This is a genomic window from Flavobacterium sp. N502536, from assembly GCF_025947345.1.
Classification (GTDB): domain Bacteria; phylum Bacteroidota; class Bacteroidia; order Flavobacteriales; family Flavobacteriaceae; genus Flavobacterium.
On sequence record NZ_CP110011.1, the window covers coordinates 4,975,001 to 4,996,516 of the forward strand.

Consider the following 21,516-nt stretch of genomic DNA (forward strand, 5'->3'; position numbering starts at 1 on the left):
ATTCTAAAAAAGTAGTCCCGGGCAGACTCGAACTGCCGACCCCTACATTATCAGTGTAGTACTCTAACCAGCTGAGCTACGAGACTCTGTTTTACTTAATTTTCATTTTTTTTTAAATTAACAGCAAGAGTAATTGAATTTAGCGATTCAGATCCTTTAAATAAACATCTTTTTTCCTTAACGTGCATTACTGCTAACATTTAAGGCTCTAGAAAGGAGGTGTTCCAGCCGCACCTTCCGGTACGGCTACCTTGTTACGACTTAGCCCTAGTTACCAGTTTTACCCTAGGCAGCTCCTTGCGGTCACCGACTTCAGGCACCCCCAGCTTCCATGGCTTGACGGGCGGTGTGTACAAGGCCCGGGAACGTATTCACCGGATCATGGCTGATATCCGATTACTAGCGATTCCAGCTTCACGGAGTCGAGTTGCAGACTCCGATCCGAACTGTGACCGGTTTTATAGATTCGCTCCTGGTCGCCCAGTGGCTGCTCTCTGTACCGGCCATTGTAGCACGTGTGTAGCCCAAGGCGTAAGGGCCGTGATGATTTGACGTCATCCCCACCTTCCTCACAGTTTGCACTGGCAGTCTTGTTAGAGTTCCCGACATGACTCGCTGGCAACTAACAACAGGGGTTGCGCTCGTTATAGGACTTAACCTGACACCTCACGGCACGAGCTGACGACAACCATGCAGCACCTTGTAAATTGTCTTGCGAAAGATCTGTTTCCAAACCGGTCAATCTACATTTAAGCCTTGGTAAGGTTCCTCGCGTATCATCGAATTAAACCACATGCTCCACCGCTTGTGCGGGCCCCCGTCAATTCCTTTGAGTTTCATTCTTGCGAACGTACTCCCCAGGTGGGATACTTATCACTTTCGCTTAGCCACTGAAATTGCTTCCAACAGCTAGTATCCATCGTTTACGGCGTGGACTACCAGGGTATCTAATCCTGTTCGCTACCCACGCTTTCGTCCATCAGCGTCAATCCATTAGTAGTAACCTGCCTTCGCAATTGGTATTCCATGTAATCTCTAAGCATTTCACCGCTACACTACATATTCTAGTTACTTCCTAATAATTCAAGTTTAGCAGTATCAATGGCCGTTCCACCGTTGAGCGATGGGCTTTCACCACTGACTTACTAAACCGCCTACGGACCCTTTAAACCCAATGATTCCGGATAACGCTTGGATCCTCCGTATTACCGCGGCTGCTGGCACGGAGTTAGCCGATCCTTATTCTTACGATACCGTCAAGCTCCGACACGTCGGAGTGTTTCTTCTCGTATAAAAGCAGTTTACAATCCATAGGACCGTCATCCTGCACGCGGCATGGCTGGATCAGGCTTGCGCCCATTGTCCAATATTCCTCACTGCTGCCTCCCGTAGGAGTCTGGTCCGTGTCTCAGTACCAGTGTGGGGGATCTCCCTCTCAGGACCCCTACCCATCGTAGCCTTGGTAAGCCGTTACCTTACCAACTAGCTAATGGGACGCATGCTCATCTTTTACCGTTGTGACTTTAATAGTGATCTCATGCGAGATTGCTATGCTATGAGGTATTAATCCAAATTTCTCTGGGCTATCCCTCTGTAAAAGGTAGATTGCATACGCGTTACGCACCCGTGCGCCGGTCTCTAGTTCCGAAGAACTATACCCCTCGACTTGCATGTGTTAAGCCTGCCGCTAGCGTTCATCCTGAGCCAGGATCAAACTCTTCATCGTATATTTTTATATTATATTGCGATGTCGTCTCTATCGGTTCTTTGCGAATCTCTCGATTCCATTACTCTTATTCTTTTGTTTTAACATCTCTGTTAAAACGGCTGTCAATTCAATATGTCTACGAACGTGTCTTCTTGTGTTTGGCTTGTATTTCAAAGCGGGTGCAAAAGTAGAAAACTTATTTCTAAATGGCAAGAGTTTTTTGAAGTTTTTTTTAGAAAATTTCTTTTCGTTTTTACTTCTTTCTCCTTCCAATCTTTCAATGAGCTTCCCGTGTTTTGCGGGGTGCAAATGTAATATCCGTTTTCCATTCTCGCAAGCTTTTTTGAATTTTTATTTGAAAATTTCTTTTCGTTTTGATTCCTTTTCTTGCCAGTATTTCGGTGAACGTCTGTCGCTGTTGCGGGTGCAAAAGTAGACACTTTATTCACTTTTACAAGCTTTTTACACAAGTATTTTTGATGTTTTTGAAAACTTTTTGTTAACACTCTGATAACACCCCTTTTAGAATTTAATCTATTTTTAGTTTTGAAAGGTTTTTCTTTAGTGAATCTCTTTCAGGATAATCCCATCTTTCCAAACGCCCCGATTTTACTGGTCTCGCAAAACAAACCCGACAGGTTTTGAAAACCTGTCGGGTTTAAAAGGACGCTGCGTTTTTGTTTTTTGGGTTGTTTTCTTTTGAAAACCTATCCCCTAGCCCCGATAGAAGTGGAAATCCTTTTGCTTTTTCCTTTAAAAAGCAAAAGATTGTAGCGGATAGCGGGAGAGGGCTTCTCATTAACTTCAAATTCCAAATACCAAAATCCAAACTTGATGGCTTCGACTTCGCTCAGCCAGACAAAGGCTGCTCTTATTATATTTTCGCTCGGTTGGACAAAAATTACTCTTATATATAGGTAGACAAAAATAAACCCGACAGGTTTTAGAAACCTGTCGGGTTGGTACTATATATAAGTAGGTATTTAATTTAAACTATCGATAACTTCTATTCAATTACACTTCTTAAAACATTAAGCGAGTCCTTTACAGGATTCGAAAAACTCGTAAGCTCTTTTCTCTACATAGGAATACATTGAATCGCGCAAAGGGAAAGCGCAGTGCCCTCCATATTTTGGAGTTTCCAGATAAACATATGCACTATCCTGAGCTATGGCCCTGGGGTAACATCTTTCGCCCAAAAATGGATCATCTAATGAATTAATGATTAAAACCGGAGTTGTAATGTTTTGAAGCGAAAATTCCGGAGAAACCCTCTGGTAGTAATCATCCCGGCTTGCAAAGCCATGTAGCGGTGCTGTAAAATACTGATCGACTTCATCAAATGACGAGATTTTATCAATCTGGTCACGGTTTATAAAATCGGGAAACTGTGCCGCTTTGTATTTTAGCTTTCTTTTAATGTCAATTGTAAAGTTCTTTAAATAGACTCTGTTAAAACCTTGCTTGAGTACAGCAGCACTAGTTGCAATATGAGTTGGCACAGAAATAGAGACCGCTGCCTTTATACGTTTATCGATTTTTGTCCATCCCAGATAATTCAATAGCTGAACTCCTCCCATTGAATATCCGATCAAATAAACATCTTCGAATTCTTTTTGAAGAACAAACTGCACTACTTCGTCAAGATCATCTACCGCACCGTGATGATAAAGTCTCGGAAGACGGTTCATCTCTCCTCCACAGGTACGGTTGTTCCATGCAAAAACAGAGAACCCCTTTTCCTGAAAATAAGCGGCACAGCTATTATTATACGTTCTGCGCGAATCACCCTCTAATCCATGGCATAAAATGACTGCTTTTTTAGAATCGTTTATAATAAAATCGATATTTATAAAGTCGCCGTCGCTTAACTCGTGTTTTTCTCTTGTATAACCCGGAACTTCATACTTTTTAAACAAAGCAGCATAAATAGTAGAAATATGTCTGTTGCGATGAATAATAGAAGGCAAATTGTATTCTGATTGTTCAATTATTGGCATGACAAAATGTTTTTTATGGTGCTATACAAATCTAAGAAATCAATCCATATCAAACGTAATGCTGCCTTCTTTATTTCATTTTACACCATCAAAATAAGTTTGTTTAATGCTTGTTTGTTTTAAAATCCATAAATATTACTTTTCTTTTCTAAAGACCAGTTTAAACTTATGTACTCTGCAGTACAATTTATTCAGTGGCCTTAAATTATGGTACAGTTCACCTCATTTACTTCAGTCCGATAAATTCACGAAATCCTTTTTGTTTTCTACTTGAAATTGGCAATGTCATATTGTTTGACATTTCACAGAAGAATCCTTCATTCTTTTTAATTCTGCAGATATGACTGACATTAACGATATAAGATTGATGAATTCTAAAAAAAATCTCGTCATTAAGATCATCTTCATATTTGCCTAAATTCTGGCACGCAACATGTTCTTTTCCATCAAGTGTAAAAATGCTTGTGTATCTGCCATCCGCCACGCAACATATAATTTGATCTACTTGAATAAAATCAACTTTATCAAAAGAAGAGATTAAAATATATTTTTTCTTTTTATTATCCATAAACTTATTTTATTAAACGGTTCACAAATTAATCTAAACTCCTATCAACTCTGTTATTTCCAGAAGGGTAATTTTTCACATCTAATAAATTTCACAGGAGAAGACTCCACAAAACATACATGCTCCCTACACTACTTTTTGATAATAGTCATTGATATTTCTTACAAAAATAAAATATATTTACAAATGAGTACTTCTAATATAATAGATGGTTTAGTTTGCGTAACACCCGGCTTAAAATAGGTCATAAATGAAACTATTACTTATAGTGGGACAGTACTATTATGCACGCCAACTATAAAAATATAAAAGAAACAGTGTAGTTAAAGTTTAATTTTTATTTATTCGCTTAGGTATAGATATCCGGTTTGTTTAGTATCTACCTGATCTTTGGTAACTGAAAGAATATAAAAATAAGTTCCGCTAGGGAGTTTTTCATTTCTTAAAAGAAGGTTTTTAACATTACAAAAACCATCAAAAACATTTTCTTTGGTGCCATATGCTGTAGTCTGAAATACTTTTACTCCCCAACGATTGTATATTTCAACTTCGTTTTCGGTTCCCTCCAGCCCGTCAATTCTCAAGTATTCATTTAATCCATCGTTATTTGGAGAAATTGAATTGTATACTACAAAAGAGTTCGTTTTTTTAAATTTTGCAATAGTAAATACTCCTTCACCTGATATACTAGCAGGAGAAGAGACTGTTTTATCCTGAAGATTAACTATTCCGCCTTGATCAACCCAAGCCTTTTTACTGTTATCCCAACGCACAATATGGATATCAGAAGGTGATTCGATAATCGTTGCAGGAGTCGTAGCTTCATCCCAACTTAAAGTAATTATAATGTCGGAAGCAGCTCCTGCTTTTTTGACTGTCCAATACTCTTTGCTGTTTATAATTAGAATATTTTTTTCTTTATTTTTAAGAGGATATAAATTATCTGCATTCTCCAAAAAGTATTTTCCACTAAAGGCATCGGAATCTATTTTAAGAGCAGAAATCCCTACAGAACGGTACTTTAATCTATCTCCAATAGGAAAGGTAAAGTCTTTATTTCCTATTTTCTTTACTTCACCATCTATAAAAGATTTATCACTTGCATTTAAACAACTTGAGCCGTTTTCAAAAATAACTATACCATCATATGCATCATCATCTATAATTCCTTCTTTAAAGTCGGCTGTACCGAAAATACTTAAATAATTAGAAACGTGAAAAGCAGCGCCCTTATCACTATTACTGTTTTTAAATTCTACATTATTCATTTCGATTGGGACAGATCCGGAAATATTCTGATATCCGGATTCTCCATACAATCGTATTATACCTGAAGAATTACCACGATTAAAACTTACCAAACCACTATTGTTCAAATGGCTGTACAAAAAAAGTTCGCCATCATTAATTACAACACCTGTAGTAGTATTATCGAAAGCACCTATAGAACTTAACTGAGTATTTGGGGCGACAAAAAGCTCTCCTTTATTGATTGTTTGGGCAGAAACAAAATAAGGAAGTAATAAAAGCAGCCCGCCTTTTAAATTTAATAATCTCATCTTAATCATTTGTTATTTTACTTTAGCTCTCTATTCCATTTACTGACTTTAATTAGTTGCGACTAATCACATACCAATTCACTCCGTCTGACTGGATTACCCAGGCTTGAAAAGCAATATCAGCAACTAAACCTGCCACTCCATCAATCGTACTATTTGCAGGACTAACGGTCACACTATTATTTGTGTTATCTATTTTTTTAATGTTGAATTTTTTACCTAACGCAGATGATGCCGATGGGATGGAAATCGTTACTGCCCCTGAACCCGCATTAACCAAGATTGTTTCATCTGAAAGTGAGGCGGTATAATTGCTTGTTTTTGTTACAATTGCGGGTAGCATTTTAGCAGCAGATACCAGTTTCAATATTCCTGTTGTAGCATCAGCAAGTATAATATTGTCACTATTTAAAGTACTGGTAGATTGTAACCCCTGTAAAGCCAAAGTCTCATTAACAGTAGTGGTAACAATAGTAGCTCCTGTTAATTTCCCTCCTAGTTTTACTTCTCCGGCATTTACCGACAATCCATTAGAAACCTTTTCTAAAACATTTGCAGTAGACTTAACATTATTTACTTCTGAAGTTAAAACTCCTCCAGTTATACTTAATGTATTTGTTGTCGCATCTTTCATACTAATACTATTACTGTCTACTCCATTTATGGTTGACTTTAATGATCCACTTGAAATTGATAGCGCATTTGTATTTACAATTGCTGCACCTGTACTAGTATTACCGTTTATCATAATTGTAGCATTGTTTGCACTCGAACTATTGCTAAAAGTAATATTAGAAGCTCCGCTATCGCCTTTATCTCCCTTCGCTCCAGCTGCTCCGGCTAAACCTTGAATACCCTGGTCACCCTTATCACCCTTTGCTCCAGTAGCTCCGGCTACACCTTGGATACCCTGATCACCCTTATCGCCCTTTGCTCCAGTAGCTCCGGCTACACCTTGAATACCCTGGTCACCCTTATCACCCTTTGCTCCAGTAGCTCCGGCTACACCTTGGATACCCTGATCTCCCTTATCTCCTTTTGCTCCAGCTGCTCCGGCTAAACCCTGATCCCCCTTATCACCTTTTGCTCCAGCTGATCCGGCTGATCCAGCTAAACCTTGGATACCCTGATCTCCTTTATCGCCTTTTGCTCCGACAGATCCTGCTAAACCCTGAATACCTTGGTCACCTTTATCTCCTTTCGCTCCAGCTGCTCCGGCTAAACCTTGAATACCCTGGTCACCCTTATCACCCTTTGCTCCAGTAGCTCCGGCTACACCTTGGATACCCTGATCACCCTTATCGCCCTTTGCTCCAGCTACACCTTGAATACCTTGATCTCCTTTATTTCCTGCATCTCCTTTATCTCCTTGGTCCCCTTGTAATCCGGCTGCTCCGGCAAAACCTTGCTCACCTTGCTCACCTTGGTCACCTTTATCTCCTTTGTCACCCTTTGCTCCAGCTGATCCGGCTACACCTTGAATACCCTGATCTCCTTTGTCGCCTTTCGCAGCAGCTGATCCCGCTAAACCTTGGATACCCTGATCTCCCTTATCTCCTTTTGCTCCAGCTGTTCCGGCTACACCTTGAATTCCCTGATCTCCCTTATCTCCTTTCACACCAGATGCTCCGGTTAAACCTTGAATACCCTGGTCACCTTTATCTCCTTTTGCTCCAGCTGCTCCGGCTAATCCTTGAATACCCTGGTCACCTTTATCACCTTTTGTTCCAGTTGCTCCGGTTAAACCTTGAATACCTTGATCTCCTTTATCACCTTTCGCACCAGATGGTCCGGTTAAACCTTGAATACCCTGGTCACCTTTATCACCTTTATCACCTTTTGCTCCAGCTGTTCCGGCTACACCTTGAATTCCCTGATCTCCCTTATCTCCTTTCGCACCAGATGCTCCGGTTAAACCTTGAATACCCTGGTCACCTTTGTCTCCTTTTGCTCCAGATGCTCCAGCTAAACCTTGAATCCCCTGGTCTCCCTTATCTCCTTTTACTCCAGCTGATCCCGCTGCTCCAGATAAACCTTGAATACCTTGGTCACCTTTGTCTCCTTTTGCTCCAGATATTCCGGTTAAACCTTGAATTCCCTGATCTCCTTTGTCTCCTTTTGCTCCAGATGTTCCGGCTACACCTTGAATTCCCTGATCTCCCTTATCACCCTTTGCTCCGGCTGATCCTTGAATACCTTGAATACCTTGCTCTCCTTTATCACCTTTCGCACCATCTGCTCCGGTTAAACCTTGAATACCCTGATCTCCTTTATCGCCTTTTGCTCCTTTAGCTCCTTTTGCTCCGGCTAATCCTTGGTCTCCTTGATCTCCTTTTGCTCCGGCTAAACCTTGAACCCCTTGGTCTCCTTTATCACCCTTAGCACCAGCCGCTCCGGTTAAACCTTGAGCGCCCTGATCTCCTTTATCTCCTTTTGCACCATCTGCTCCGGTTAAACCTTGAATACCTTGGTCTCCTTTATCTCCTTTTGTTCCAGCTGCTCCAGCTAAACCTTGGATACCTTGATCTCCTTTGTCTCCTTTTGCTCCGGTTAAACCTTGGTCTCCTTTATCTCCTTTCGCGCCAGCTGCTCCAGTTGATCCAGCCAAACCTTGGATACCTTGGTCACCTTTATCCCCCTTTGTTCCTTTATCACCCTTTACTCCTTTTGCTCCGGCTAATCCTTGAATACCTTGGTCTCCTTTATCACCCTTATCACCTTTGTCTCCTACAACTCCATTGATTTTAACCCAGTTTCGAGACTTTGAAGCCCATTCAGCATCACGGCCTGCAGCAGTGTTTTCTTTCCCAACATAGGCATAAATCGCTCCATTTGGGTCTTTTATAATCACATCCAATGTCGTAATTGATCCTGCTTTTCCTAGTTCGCCTGCAGCTTCGGTAATACCATCAGCTCCATTTAAACCGCTTTTTCCGTTTATTGGAATCCACTTATCATTATTATCAGGATCTCGTACATAAAGTATTTTTGTTTTATTATCAATGTACATCGCTATGTTATCCCCCGGATATCCAATCTCTCCTTTATTTGCCGGAACACCAAAACCATCAACTAAATTGACATTACCACTACTCTCTCCGGAAACTAAAATCCTATTCCATTTGTTATTATACCAATAGTAAAAACCAGGCGTAACATCAGAAATCGTTTGAGTATTAAAAACTAATAAACTATTCTCGTTAACATTATCAATCGTTTTTTTATCTACTGTACTTAACAAAGGAACTCTAGGGATTAAAATCCCCTTATTATTAGATACGATATCTAACATTGTAGACGCATCTGGTTTTGAAGTACCAACACCTACTTGTCCATAAGTTACAGCACCTATAAGTAGCATTAATGCGAGTAGATTCTTTCTCATTATTGTAAAGCATTTGTATTATATGCTACAAATATGTCGCTATATTTTTTCTAAATATTAGTAGAAGTAACAAGTATAGAATTCTATGATATTTTCGAAGACAAAGAGATCATAATCGCTAAAACTTATGTTGTAAAATGGTTAATTGTTAATTATTAATTGTTAATGGTTTGTGGTTTGTGGTTGCATGCTTTACTTGAAAAAATCTATACTCTGATATTAAATAAAAAACCCGTATTGTAAAAGATAAATTTGGCGAGTATGAAGAATCATAAACAAGATCTGAAGTATTGTACACAATATCTCAGTGCACAAAATTATAATGGGGTCTTTTGACCCTATTACAAAAAAAGAGAGGCTGTCAAATTTTATCTGACAGCCTCTCTTTTTTTTAAGAAACGTGCTTCTTTTTTTTCTTTTTTGCTCCTAAAAACTATACTTCTATAGAGCAATTTTTCTCTCGCAGATCAAGCAGATCAGGCAGATTTTTTATTTTTATTTTTTATTTTTTATTTTCTTAGCGCCGCTCAGGCTTCTGATAGCTAAAATAAAAATCCCCAATATTGGAAGTAAATACCAATGAGCAATAGTGAAAACAAGATGGTAGCGACAACACCTGTATTGGAAATATGCTTGATTTTAAGCAGAAAGTACAGTATGCAAATGAGCGTAAATGCTATAAAAATCCATTGCAATATGAAAAGGTAGTTAAACTGATCCGGTACTCCAAAAGCAAGGATGTAGAAGTTCAATTCGGCTGTACTGTTTACCGCCAAAACGAATCCGATAATGGTAAATATCCCTAGCAAAGAAGTTATTATGATCAGTGCCAGCAAAATTTTATCCGGTGTTTTTTCTTCTCTTTTTCTGATGAGGACGTAAGCAAATATGAAAATCGAAAGTAAAGCGATAATCAAAGCTGTGAAAAAAGGAGCAAAAAAGAGCAGATTGAATTCGTTTATACTGTTGGCAAAGTTCGATATTCCGCCACTAATTTTTATGCCTGTAACAAAATGAACCTTATTGTCTGAATCCAGTTCTTTGGTGTCGGGTCTTTGAAATGGATTTTTTATAAATCTTTCGGCTATCTGAACGCCTACTATTGAAAAACCCGGAGTGTGACCAGAAATAGGAGCGTTTACCAAAAATGCATTCTTAAATCGTTCAAAGGTAATTTTACCATTTAATGCCGGAGTGATGGGGTCAAAAGCACCAGCGAATACCAACACAGGAATAGTTAGCTTAGACAGGTTTGATAAATCATTTAGTCCTGATTGTTTGTTTGCTCCTAAATTCCATTTGTCACATACTACAAAATCTGATTTGTAAAAAGAGAGTCCTCCTTTTAATGCTTTGTAATTGCGGGCGTCTTTGTTAAATTCTGAAATCGAATTGTTCGGGACCGCTTCGTTACAGCTTACACAATAATACTGTCCGTAATCTAAGCCCAGAGCTCCTGAAAAAGCAGCTACCAGCGAACTTAAGGTGTTTTTGTTTCCTTTATTAAATTCGGATATTAATAGTGGGATTACTTCGATTAGTCTTTTTTGATATAGCGACTGCTGGATCGCAATCTTAAAATCTTCCGCATTATAAGTAAACGTGCCACTCGAAATGATTCGATTATCGACTTTAACGGTAATTGGCTTTTTTTCTAATTTTTCAATGGTTTCGTAATAAGCTTCTTCCAGATTTGGGTATTGTTTGTTGCAATTAGGGTCGTTTTCGCAGGCAGTAAAAACTTTTTTAAGACTGCCCATATAGTTTGCAGTATTGTTATTGTAATACTCGGAAATGTCTGAAATCGAAGAATCCAGCGTTAGTGATTTGATGTCCTGCGGAAAATCATTAGCATACACCTGAGCGGTATAGGTGCCATAAGAAACTCCATAAACATTCCATTTATCATAGTGCAAGGCGCTCTTTAAAGCGTTCAGATCTTTTACAATTGACTTACTGTTGTAGGCGCTTATGTCAATATTTCTGTTTAACAAATCTTGCTTGCACTCTAATGAGGCGATTGTTTTTTGCTGCTCGTCCTGAGTACTGTTTTGATTTTTTGCCAGTATCTCTAAGAATTTTTTCCCCAGATCTGGGCAAAATTTTGGCAAAGAACGGCCGGTTCCTCTTACGTCAAATAAAACAATATCGCTGTTTTTTCGCAACGGATGGTCCAGCCAGGCCCATATTCCTTCAATACCTCCCGATCCCGGTCCGCCATCTATGTATACAACTGGATTTGAGTCTTTGCTTTTAGTGCTGCTCTTTAAAACCGCCACAGCAATTTTAACGGTTTTACCTGTTGGTTTGTCCCAGTTTTCAGGGACCGTCAAGTACCCCCATTCTATGTTTTCCTGAGAGAGTTGTTTATCTTCCGGAAAAAAAGTTTTTACTTTCTCTAATTTAAAAGCTTTTGTTTGTGCGAATGCAAAAGCGGGTACGATCAATACTAAAAAAAACAGGCTTAATACTTTTTTCATTTTGGTTTAATTAATGGGTTCGGTTTAAATTATAACTCTTTTCAGGTAGATTTCGCCGGCATCTGTTTTGAGCGAAATGTGGCATTTGTACTTTTCATCTATTTTTACTTCGCTTAGATAGTATTTCTCTCCGTTGATTTCGGTGGTATTGTCTAAGACTTCAAATGATTTCAACGGTACTATTAGTCCATGTCCCTGAGCTTTTAAAACAGCTTCTTTTTGAGTCCAATACTCAAAAAAAGCTTCTTTTTTATTCTGAGACCGGGCAATTTTTGTCCATTCTATTTCTGTCATTTGCGGTTTAAAATCGGCGGTTTCAATATCGGTTATGATTTCAACATCAATACCAACTTCATGCTGATCGCTTAAGGCACAAACGACAATTTCGCCGGAATGTGAAATATTAAAAAGCACTTGATTGTCTTCAAAATAGGGTTTGTTGTAAAAGGTTTGCAACAGCTGTTTTGCCCCTGGTTGCTTCTTGTAGGTTTCTTCAATTCCTTTAAACAGCAGTATTCGCCCTAAAAGCGACAATTGTGCATCTTGCCATCTTCGGTATCGTTTAATCTTTTCCTGATAATCGAGTGGAAATTGGGGTAAATCATTCTGCAGTAAGCTTTGATGATTTTCCTCAGACAGGTAGGAGTAATAAATGTGAATCAAAAGTATTGGGGGATTTTAGTGGTTAAAACGCCTAAAAGTTAAAGTCAAAATCTGTTTCCTGGAGTTTGTTTGTACTCGCTAAAGGATATTCTATTTCTGATACTTTGAGTAAAGGGTTTTCTATTATTTGAGCTACTAAATTTTTAAAAGTAATCAGCAGAAACCGGATCGTAATTTCTTCATATTTGCTGCTGCCGTACGAAACGCTGATTTTCAGACTGTCTTCACTTTCGAAGAAATTAAAAAGCAAGGGGAATCGGCTGTAATTGGTATCGGCGGGTATGTATTTTAGTTCGGCATTGTCCATTTTTATGGTTTCCTGAAATGAAAAATCCGGATTCTGATACGTTACCAGAACATCAAACAAGGTTTCTTTTTTGAGTTGCGGCAGAAGATCCTGATGTGTATTTATCAAAAGCATGTTGTCCTGCACTTGTTTTAAAAGCGCTAAAAAGCTCATACTTTCATTTAGCTGCGTACGAAGCGGCAGTGTTTTTACAAACATCCCAATCATGGTAGCGATATCGGCGATGTTTCTTCCCGAGTTTACGGTTCCGATTGCAATATCACTGTGATCATTAATTTTATAAATAAGCACATTCAAAAGCGAAATTATAATGTTATGCGGGGTGCTTTTTTGCTGCTGTGCCAATTGTTTCAGCGCTTTTGTCTCTTCTTTGGTAAACGCATCATAAAAATGTGCTCCGTTTTGCTGTTTATCATTGTGATTCCAATCGCTGTTAATCGTTTCTTTGATCGCATAACCCGCTAAATATTGCTGCCAAAATTCTAAAGAGGCTTTATCGTCTGCAGCGGTAGATAACCAGGCGGTATAATCTTTGAACTGAATGCCTGTGTCTTTAATTATCGCATCGGGATGGTTGTACTTTTTAATAAATTCTTTGGTAAGATATTCTAATGAAACGCCATCCATAATGATATGATGGGTACAAAATACTAACGAGGATGTGGTGTCGCTGGTGCGTACCAGCATCATTTTTAAAAGTAAATCCTGTTCTAAATCAAAAGGGGTTTCTATGTATTGCTGAATAATTTCTGAAGCCTGTTCTTTTTTAGTTTCGATCTGAGTGATACTAAAGATGATATTTTCTTTTGGTTTAATTTTTTGAAAAACAGCTCCTTTGCTCTCTACAAAATTGGTGCGCAAGATCTCATTTTCAAGAATTAACTGAGATAAGGCATGGTTTATCTTATCCGGAAATACGGTTCCGTTAATTTCAAAAACCGCTACCATATTGTAAGCGATTGATTTTTGAAGATCCTGACAGGCTACCCACAATTCCTGCTGTGAAGGCGTTATTTCAAAATCGGTTTTTAGAGATGTAAAAGGAATACCCGGTTTATTATTTGGTGTTAAAGTCGCTAAATGGCTGGCCATTACTCCAATTGTAGGATAATCGAAAATCGTTTTCAGGGTCACGTCGAACAATAAATTTTTGACTATTAATCCTGCCAGTTTCACTGCGTTTAACGAATGTCCTCCCAAAGCAAAAAAGTTCTCATTTGTACTTATTTCCTTTTTGCTGTTTAAAACTTCTTTCCAGTATTCTGAAAGTTTCTTTTCTAAAGGCGTATCCGCTGCTTTAAAATCGTCTCCTGTGTCAGTATGCTCAATGGCTCTTTGTGCCAGGTCCTTTCTGTCTATTTTTTGATTGGGCGTTAGTGGAAATTCATCCAAAAGAATAATTGTGTTGGGAATCATGTAGTACGGAAGATTCATTTTTAAGGTAGTCACAATTGCTTTTGTGTCAATTGTTTCTTCTGTTTTTAGGACATACGCGACTAAAAAGGCTTCCTGCTGATTTCCTTTTTTTGCGATCACAACGGATTCTTTTATTCCTGAAATCTGATTCAAATGTGATTCTATGTCTCCCAATTCAATTCGGTACCCTCTAATCTTAACCTGATTGTCATTTCGGCCTAAAAATTCAATTTCTCCTTTATCATTCCAATGTCCGACATCGCCGGTTTCGTAGAGTAAACTGTCCGCTCGAAATGGATTTTTACTAAATTTTTCGCGAGTAAGTGCCTCATTTTTATAATAACCTTTTGCCAATCCGTCTCCGGCGATATAAATTGCTCCCGAAGTTCCTATGGGTTTAGGACTCAAAAAGGAATCCAATATATAAATTTGGGTATTGTGGATGGGTTTTCCAATGTTTGAAGCCTCTTTTGAGTGTTCGAGTTTTTTTATACTGGACCAAATGGTTGTTTCTGTCGGGCCATACATGTTCCAGACTTCAAAATTGCTGTCGATTAATTTTTCGGCCAATGCTTCACTTAATAAGTCGCCGCCACAAAGTATTTTTAATCTTTTGTCTCCCTGCCAGTCTGCGTTGAACAGCATTTGATAAAAACTTGGTGTAGCCTGAATTATAGTTGGCCGGATCTCTTCTATTTTCTTGATGATAACAGTTGGATCTGCTAAAGTTTCCTGGCTCGCAATGTACAATGCGGCTCCTGACAACAGGGGTACAAAAAATTCTAAAATTGAAATATCAAAGGAGTAAGTTGTAACCGAAAACCATACATCACCCGATCTAACTCCCGGCTCCTGCTGCATGCTGGTCAGGAAATTAAGCAAGGACTTATGCCCTATTTCAACTCCTTTTGGGTTGCCTGTTGAACCCGATGTATAAATGATATAAGCGGTGTCCTGAGGGGAAACACTTAGAGAGAGATTTTCTTCGGTTGCTGCTGTTGTTTCTAAGATGGTCTCTAAGGATATTATCTGTACCTCATCGCTGGAATTTAAACAGAAGCCATTTTCATTTATAAGTACGTTAACCTCGCTATTAGCAACAATATAGTTGAGTCTGTCTTCAGGGAATGTCGGATCCAGAGGAATGTACGATCTTCCCGCTTTCAATATGCCCAGTAAAACAATGACAATGTTTGCAGAACGTCCTAATAAAACGGCAATTGGGGATTTATCCTCCTGCCCGTAAGTGTTTATTAGATATTTGGCTACCCGATCGGATACCTCATCAAGTTCTGTATAGGTATAGCTTTTATGATCGTCTTTTAAAGCTTCTTTTGTACTGAATTTTACAACTTGTTCCCGAAATAAATCAAGTATAGTGCTGTCTTTTTGATAGTCTGCTTTTGTGGTATTGAATGTTTCGAGAACCTGACGTTTTTCATCATCTCCCAGATAATTTAGTTCTTTTACGATTTGATTAGGAGCTTCTAAAATGGCATGAATTAAATTTTCAAAATGATGGACTACCTGCGTAATCTGTGCCTCAGTGAAATAGTTTAAGTTGTAATCGAAGTCAATTTTCACCTCTTCATCTTCATCAAATTCTCTGATGTAAATGGCCAAAGCCACTCGCTCCGATTGGTGCGTTAACGGAATTACCTGTGTATGGGTATGAAGAAAATCATTTGAATAATTTTGTTTTTCATAAGAGAGGGTAATATTAAACAATCGCTCTTTCTCACTAAAAATATGAAGTCCCTGAATTAATTTCCCCAATGGAAATCTCTGATGGCGGTAATCGTGTCTTAATGTGTTTTTGATCGCTGTAATCAGATCTTCGAAAGTGGCATTAAAATCTATGGCAATTCTTAAAGGAGAAACTCCCATGAAAAGACCAACCGTTTTCTTGTAACTGAATTTACTTCTGTTTAAAACCGGCAACCCAATGGCAAAATCATTATTCTGGTGTTTTCTTCCAAAATAGGCATATAAAATGGCCAGAATCACATTAAAAGTAGAGCATTTGTAGTTTGCTGCCAGCTGGTTGAGCTGATTGTACACCTCTCTTTTTACAATTAATTCTTTACGATCGCTTTTATTGATTTGAATGTTGTCTTCTATTTTATCAAATAGATTTTGAGGCAGGGATTGAAATTTTTTAGTCCAGTATATTTTACCCTGCTCGTACGCTTCCGATTCCTGATAAGCCGCATCATCGGCTGCGAAGTCCTTGTAACTAAAGGGATAGGTGCTCTTAATTTCCCCCTGTTCCAAAATCTCATTGTAGTTGTCTACCAGTCTCTGAAACATTAAGGAGGTTCCCCAACCATCCGTTATGATGTGATGGTACACTGAAAACAGGTAATGAAAGTTCTCCTGAACTTTAACCAGCGTAAAAACATGTAAAAGATGCCCTCCAAACAAGTCGAAAGGCTTTGCAAACTCCTGCTGCATGTATAAATTGGCTGTCTCGTAAGGCTCCTTCGATTGAGAAAAATCGACAAAACCCAAGGTCGAATTGTGCTCCTCGACTATTTTTATCTCAACGTTCTCACGTTCATTGGTCAGAATGCTTCTGTAGGAGTCGTGCTGATTGATCAGGGCAAGGTATGCCTGTTGAAATGCATCCCGGTTTATTTGACCTTTAATTTTTATTTTGGCCCCAATGTTATAGATAGGCTCATTGGGATATAGTAACTGCTCGAAATAAACATCTTGTTGAGGAAGGGTAAGTTTCATTTTAAAATATTTTTTATGCAATTAGAATTAAGTGATATCATGTCTCGCCTCAGAAATGAAACGAAATGAGTTTTCCAATTTGGAACCTAAAAAGAATGATTTTGTGGGGGTGGGTTTGATAGACGAAGCGTCTAATTGTATTAGACATATTTCGCTCCTATGGATGCTACACACATGTCGCTCCTACGGAGCATAACCAAATTGGTCTTCGTGGTACAAATAAAAAAAATCCGTATCCATCCGCGTTTTCGCGTTAGCGAATCCGCATAATCCGCGTGCCTATACACATTTTGCTCCTACGGAGCTTGACCTAAATTGTTCTCGCGGTACAAATAAAAAAAAATCCGTATCCATCCGCGTTTTCGCGTTAGCGAATCCGTGTAATCCGCGTGCCATATTCATGACATTATTGTGTTGAACATGATCTAAGCCCAGAATAATTCTTTGCTGTATTCTTTTGATTTGTCGACTGTTACCTCGGCATCAATTTTACCGTAGTTGAATTTTAAAATTCGGTCTGCCAGATGAAAATAGGCGTCATCGTGTGTTACTGCGATAATTGTTTTTCCTTCTGCTTTTAATTTTGGGATGAGTTCTTCATAAAAAAACTTTCTGAAATACGGGTCCTGATCGGCAGCCCATTCGTCTAAAACCAAAATTGGCTTTTTCTCCATCAAAGCAAAGATTAATGACATTCTTTTACTTTGTCCTTTCGAAAATTTCCTTCTGGCAGAGCTTTCTTTATCGTCTAAAATAACCTGATCCAGCTTCATCATTTCCAGTAACTGTTTGTATTCGAGATTGTTTTCAACGGTGTATTCTTCATAGTTGTGAGAGAATATATGATCATCGGTAAATACAGCCGCTATTAAATTTTGATTTTCCTGACTGGATTCGATTTCTTTTCCGTTTAAAAGCATTTCTCCTTTAGAAGGTGTGTACAGTCCGGTAAATGTGTTAATGAAGGTACTTTTCCCGGAACCATTTCCACCCACAATAAAAATGGTTTCTCCTTCTTTTATGGTCAGATCTATCGGACCTAATGCAAACACACTATCGTTGGAGTCACTATTGTATGAAAAATGTATGTCTCTGAATTCAATACTTTCAAACGAAGTATGCTGTATTTCCGGTTGTGGTTTTGCATCTTCATGCACTTCAAAGTCTTTTAAGAAATCTTTGATTCTTTTGTTGGCTACAATAAAACGGGTATAAGTTTGCTGTAGATTTATGAGATTGTTTATAGGGCCTGAGATAAACAAAACAATGACCACATAGGCAATAACATCGGACTGGCTTAACAATCCCCAGCCTGGCAATACGAACAAAATAGTTGCAATAATGGCATACAAACCATACTGGCTAATCAGATTGATCGACAAAAAGATGTAACTGATTTTAAAGTCCAGTTCTCCGGCCTGATCCCGATTGGGTTTTAAAAATTTGTTCATTAAATTCTCCGTTCTGAAAAAGCTCAATTTTAGTTTTTTGAACCCTTTCATTACGTCATCCACATACATATAATAATCATCGTTGTATTCTCTGAGGCTGGTTACTTTTTTAGACATAGAGTTTATAACCACCAGATAAGAGGCTGCCACTGCAATGATTAATGCCACAACAATAAGAGCTGAACTTATAGAAATGGTAAACATGTAGATCAAACAAAGCACTAACATTAAAACAGAATTCACGGTATGCGTTACCGTATAAGGCAAAAGCCCGAATACTCTCAGGTCTTCAACGACAGTGAAAAAACGCTGTGAACCCAGATTTTCCAATTTTATAAGTGAGGTCTGAAGAATTTTTGAAAATATTATTTTTTCATTATCGTACAACATTTTAAAAGAAAACTCATTGAGTCCCTTTTGAAAAATGATGTTCAACAAGTAGGTGTAGACAACAATTGCAAAAAAAACCATTCCGGTATAATCCGTCATAAACGACTTATTACCAGACAGGGCGTTGTTTATAATGTACACTATTCCGAAACTAAGAATTGTATTTGGCAAAGCATAGGCCGCCAGAAGAATTGTATTTTTTAGTGATATTTTAAACATCTTAAAAGTTTTTTTGTTGTGGTTTATAAAGTCATAAGGAGATGATACCCTTTTTAGGTATGGATTCTGAAATTATTTTGAAAATGAAATTCTAAAGAAATAGTAGCAGGCCGTCTTGCTGCAGAGGAAATACTCTATTATTTAATTCTGTTCTTCTCGGTATCGATACTGTTATTTTCTCTTTCCTGAGTGGTGATTTTATCTCCAAAATTATACGTAAACGATACTCTCACCTGTCTCGTATTCCATAAAGTCTTATAGTCTGCCGTTGTATTAACCAGATTATTAATTATTCCTTTGTTGATATAGGTTCTAAAAATATCCATACCTATTAATTTGATTGAACTTCTGCTAGAAAGTTTTTTACTGACGGTTATATCCAGAAACCAATAAGGATCTATAGAAAACTGAGCCACATAGGCTTTGCTTACGTATCGACTGAAGAGTTCAACATTATAGTCGTTCTTTAGTTTTATTTGCAATACGGGATCGATTCTGAAATTGTAGCCATAACTGTGCAGTTTGCCTCCAAAGAAATTGCTCTTAGTATCGGTGTAGGACAGTTGAGCATTTGTAGAAAACGTTAGCCATGAGGCAAGATTAAAAGTGGAGCTCACACTAAGATTGCTTACCTGGGTATCGCCTATATTTCCGGGCATACTGTAATAGGTATTGTTTAAAATTTCTATGGTTTCCATAATCTGATCGTTAATTTTACTGTAGGCCAGCGTAACGTTCAGCAGGCTTTTATGGGCAAAAGAAGCTTCGACTGAATTGGTAATGGACGGTTTCAGATTGGGATTTCCTTTGTAAAAAGTTAGTTTATCTAACTGGATAACCACGGGATTAAGATCCTGATAATACGGTCTGTCGATTCTTTTTCCGTAATTGATTCCTACGGTATTATTCGCTAAAGAATCCAGCTTATAAGACAGATAGACGGTCGGGAAAAAATTATCATAGCTGGTTTTGGTTTTCATTCTGGGCTTTATTTCGTTTCCTAACTGATCGCCCACAATTTTCACACTTTCATATCGAAGTCCTAACTGCATCGAGAGTCTGTCAAAATTGGTGTTGGAACTCGCGTATAAAGCTGTTATCTTTTCGTCGTACAAAAATTTATTATTCTGATTTAAGTTTGGAGTCGTATTACCGTTTACGATATCAAAATATTTACTTTCATTATTGGTTCTGATGTTACTGTATTTAAATCCGGTCTGTAAATTTGTTTTCTTAGTCAGCTGATTCGAATAATCTGCCTTTCCCGCATAAATATTAACCTTAGAAGCCGCTCCTCCTACGAGCATATCGGAATAATTTTTACTTGCATCCGAAAACACGATCGAATTTTTAAATTCCTGATAGGGGAAAGAATCGTATAGTAAATAATCGAAATTGGCACTAACATCGCTCTTTTCATTCAGCTTATGTGTGACGTTAAAATTTGTGGCACTGTTTACCGATTTACTGTCGGAGTCCCCTAGTGTTTTTACAATTGAATCCATGGCCTGGGTTTTGTTGTAGAGATAATTTCGACCATCGTCGATATCATTCCCATTCCAGATCTGACTATCTGTGGAGAATCCGATAACAGTATTTTTTGAAAGATTGTAATCTGCACCAAATCTGAGGTTGGTCACTATAGCATCTCCTACATTATTGGTTTCCTGTCTGCTGTAACTGCCTGTTTCTGTAAAGTTTCTATTGATGAAGAGATTCTGAAAACGTTTTTTGTAACCAATGTTTCCACTTAAAAAAAGGTTGTACTTCTCTTTTTTCTTATTCAAATCAAAGGTGGTGTTGTACTCGGTAAATTTATGCTGTCTCAATCCCACTACTACGCTTCCGTTTTCTCCTTCTTTTTTGCTCTTTTTTAGTTTGATGTTGATCACTCCCCCATTTCCTGCCGCTTCATATTTGGCAGGCGGGTTGGTCATTATTTCAATTTTGTCGATGTTATCTGAAGCCAGTCCGCTTAAATAACTTTCAAGTTGTGCTCCCGACAGGTACGTTGGACGGTCGTCGATAAAAATCGTAGTATTTGCTTTTCCATTCAAACTTACCACTCCCTGCTCGCTTATACTGGTTCCGGGTGCTTTCTTTAACAATTCTAAAGCCGTAATTCCACTGTTTGATTCTAAAGCGTCTACATTTAAAATAGTACGGTCGATCTTAGTCTCAATGAACTTTTTCTTTTTAACGATTACAACTTCTTTTAAATTTTCCTTTTTTATGGTCTTAAGCAATTCTATAGGCAAAAGTTGTTTTTTGTTGTCTTCTTTTATTGTAATAATTTCACTTTTAAAAGTCTTGTAGTCATCATGAACAATTTTAATTCTGTATTTCCCGTTCTTCAGATTTATAAAATTAAACTCTCCTTTGTTTTCAGACAATTCACTTTTTATTAAGGTTTCCTGTTCCTCATTCAACAAAAGAATTGTTGCAAAAATGACAGGCTCTTTGTTTTCAGCATCGATAACAGTTCCTGAAATTGATGAAGTTGAAACTTGCTTGTATATCGAATTATCTGGTGTTTTTGAATTTTGTCCGTATGTTGAATTGCATAGAAAAATAAACACACACAGCAAACCGATATAATTTATATGCATATAATTGTATTTCATTCTTTTT

The 21,516-nt window shown here is 38.0% G+C and carries 9 protein-coding genes, 1 tRNA gene and 1 rRNA gene; all 11 read right to left on the reverse strand.

Annotation, left to right across the window (positions count from 1 at the left end; all coding sequences use genetic code 11):
• Positions 1-12 precede the first annotated feature (12 nt).
• Positions 13-86: transfer RNA gene (locus OLM61_RS20700), tRNA-Ile, on the reverse strand.
• 126 nt (positions 87-212) lie between these two features.
• Positions 213-1,726 (reverse strand): 16S ribosomal RNA (locus OLM61_RS20705).
• Between the two features lie 1,013 nt (positions 1,727-2,739).
• The gene (locus OLM61_RS20710; protein WP_264524480.1) at positions 2,740-3,708 is read right to left on the reverse strand and encodes a YheT family hydrolase; all 969 of its coding nucleotides are present in this window, start codon (positions 3,706-3,708) and stop codon (positions 2,740-2,742) included.
• 226 nt (positions 3,709-3,934) lie between these two features.
• A complete protein-coding gene (locus OLM61_RS20715; RefSeq protein ID WP_264524481.1) occupies positions 3,935-4,276 on the reverse strand; it encodes a LytR/AlgR family response regulator transcription factor in 342 nt (113 codons plus the stop codon).
• Positions 4,277-4,617: 341 nt separating this feature from the next.
• Positions 4,618-5,835: a gliding motility-associated C-terminal domain-containing protein gene (locus OLM61_RS20720; RefSeq protein ID WP_264524482.1), complete on the reverse strand. Its 1,218-nt coding sequence runs from the start codon at positions 5,833-5,835 to the stop codon at positions 4,618-4,620.
• A gap of 52 nt (positions 5,836-5,887) precedes the next feature.
• Positions 5,888-9,220 (reverse strand): beta strand repeat-containing protein, encoded by a 3,333-nt coding sequence (locus OLM61_RS20725; protein ID WP_264524483.1) that lies wholly within the window; start codon positions 9,218-9,220, stop codon positions 5,888-5,890.
• 542 nt (positions 9,221-9,762) lie between these two features.
• Positions 9,763-11,700 carry an alpha/beta fold hydrolase gene (locus OLM61_RS20730; protein ID WP_264524484.1) on the reverse strand — a complete coding sequence of 646 codons (1,938 nt, stop codon included), beginning with the start codon at positions 11,698-11,700 and terminating at the stop codon, positions 9,763-9,765.
• A gap of 24 nt (positions 11,701-11,724) precedes the next feature.
• Positions 11,725-12,363: a 4'-phosphopantetheinyl transferase family protein gene (locus OLM61_RS20735; protein WP_264524485.1), complete on the reverse strand. Its 639-nt coding sequence runs from the start codon at positions 12,361-12,363 to the stop codon at positions 11,725-11,727.
• 31 nt (positions 12,364-12,394) lie between these two features.
• A complete protein-coding gene (locus OLM61_RS20740) occupies positions 12,395-16,825 on the reverse strand; it encodes an amino acid adenylation domain-containing protein (RefSeq protein ID WP_264524486.1) in 4,431 nt (1,476 codons plus the stop codon).
• Positions 16,826-17,250: 425 nt separating this feature from the next.
• The gene (locus OLM61_RS20745) at positions 17,251-18,885 is read right to left on the reverse strand and encodes a cyclic peptide export ABC transporter (RefSeq protein WP_264524487.1); all 1,635 of its coding nucleotides are present in this window, start codon (positions 18,883-18,885) and stop codon (positions 17,251-17,253) included.
• 137 nt (positions 18,886-19,022) lie between these two features.
• Positions 19,023-21,509, reverse strand: coding sequence for a TonB-dependent receptor (locus OLM61_RS20750; RefSeq protein ID WP_264524488.1), 2,487 nt, complete (start codon positions 21,507-21,509; stop codon positions 19,023-19,025).
• Positions 21,510-21,516 lie beyond the last annotated feature (7 nt).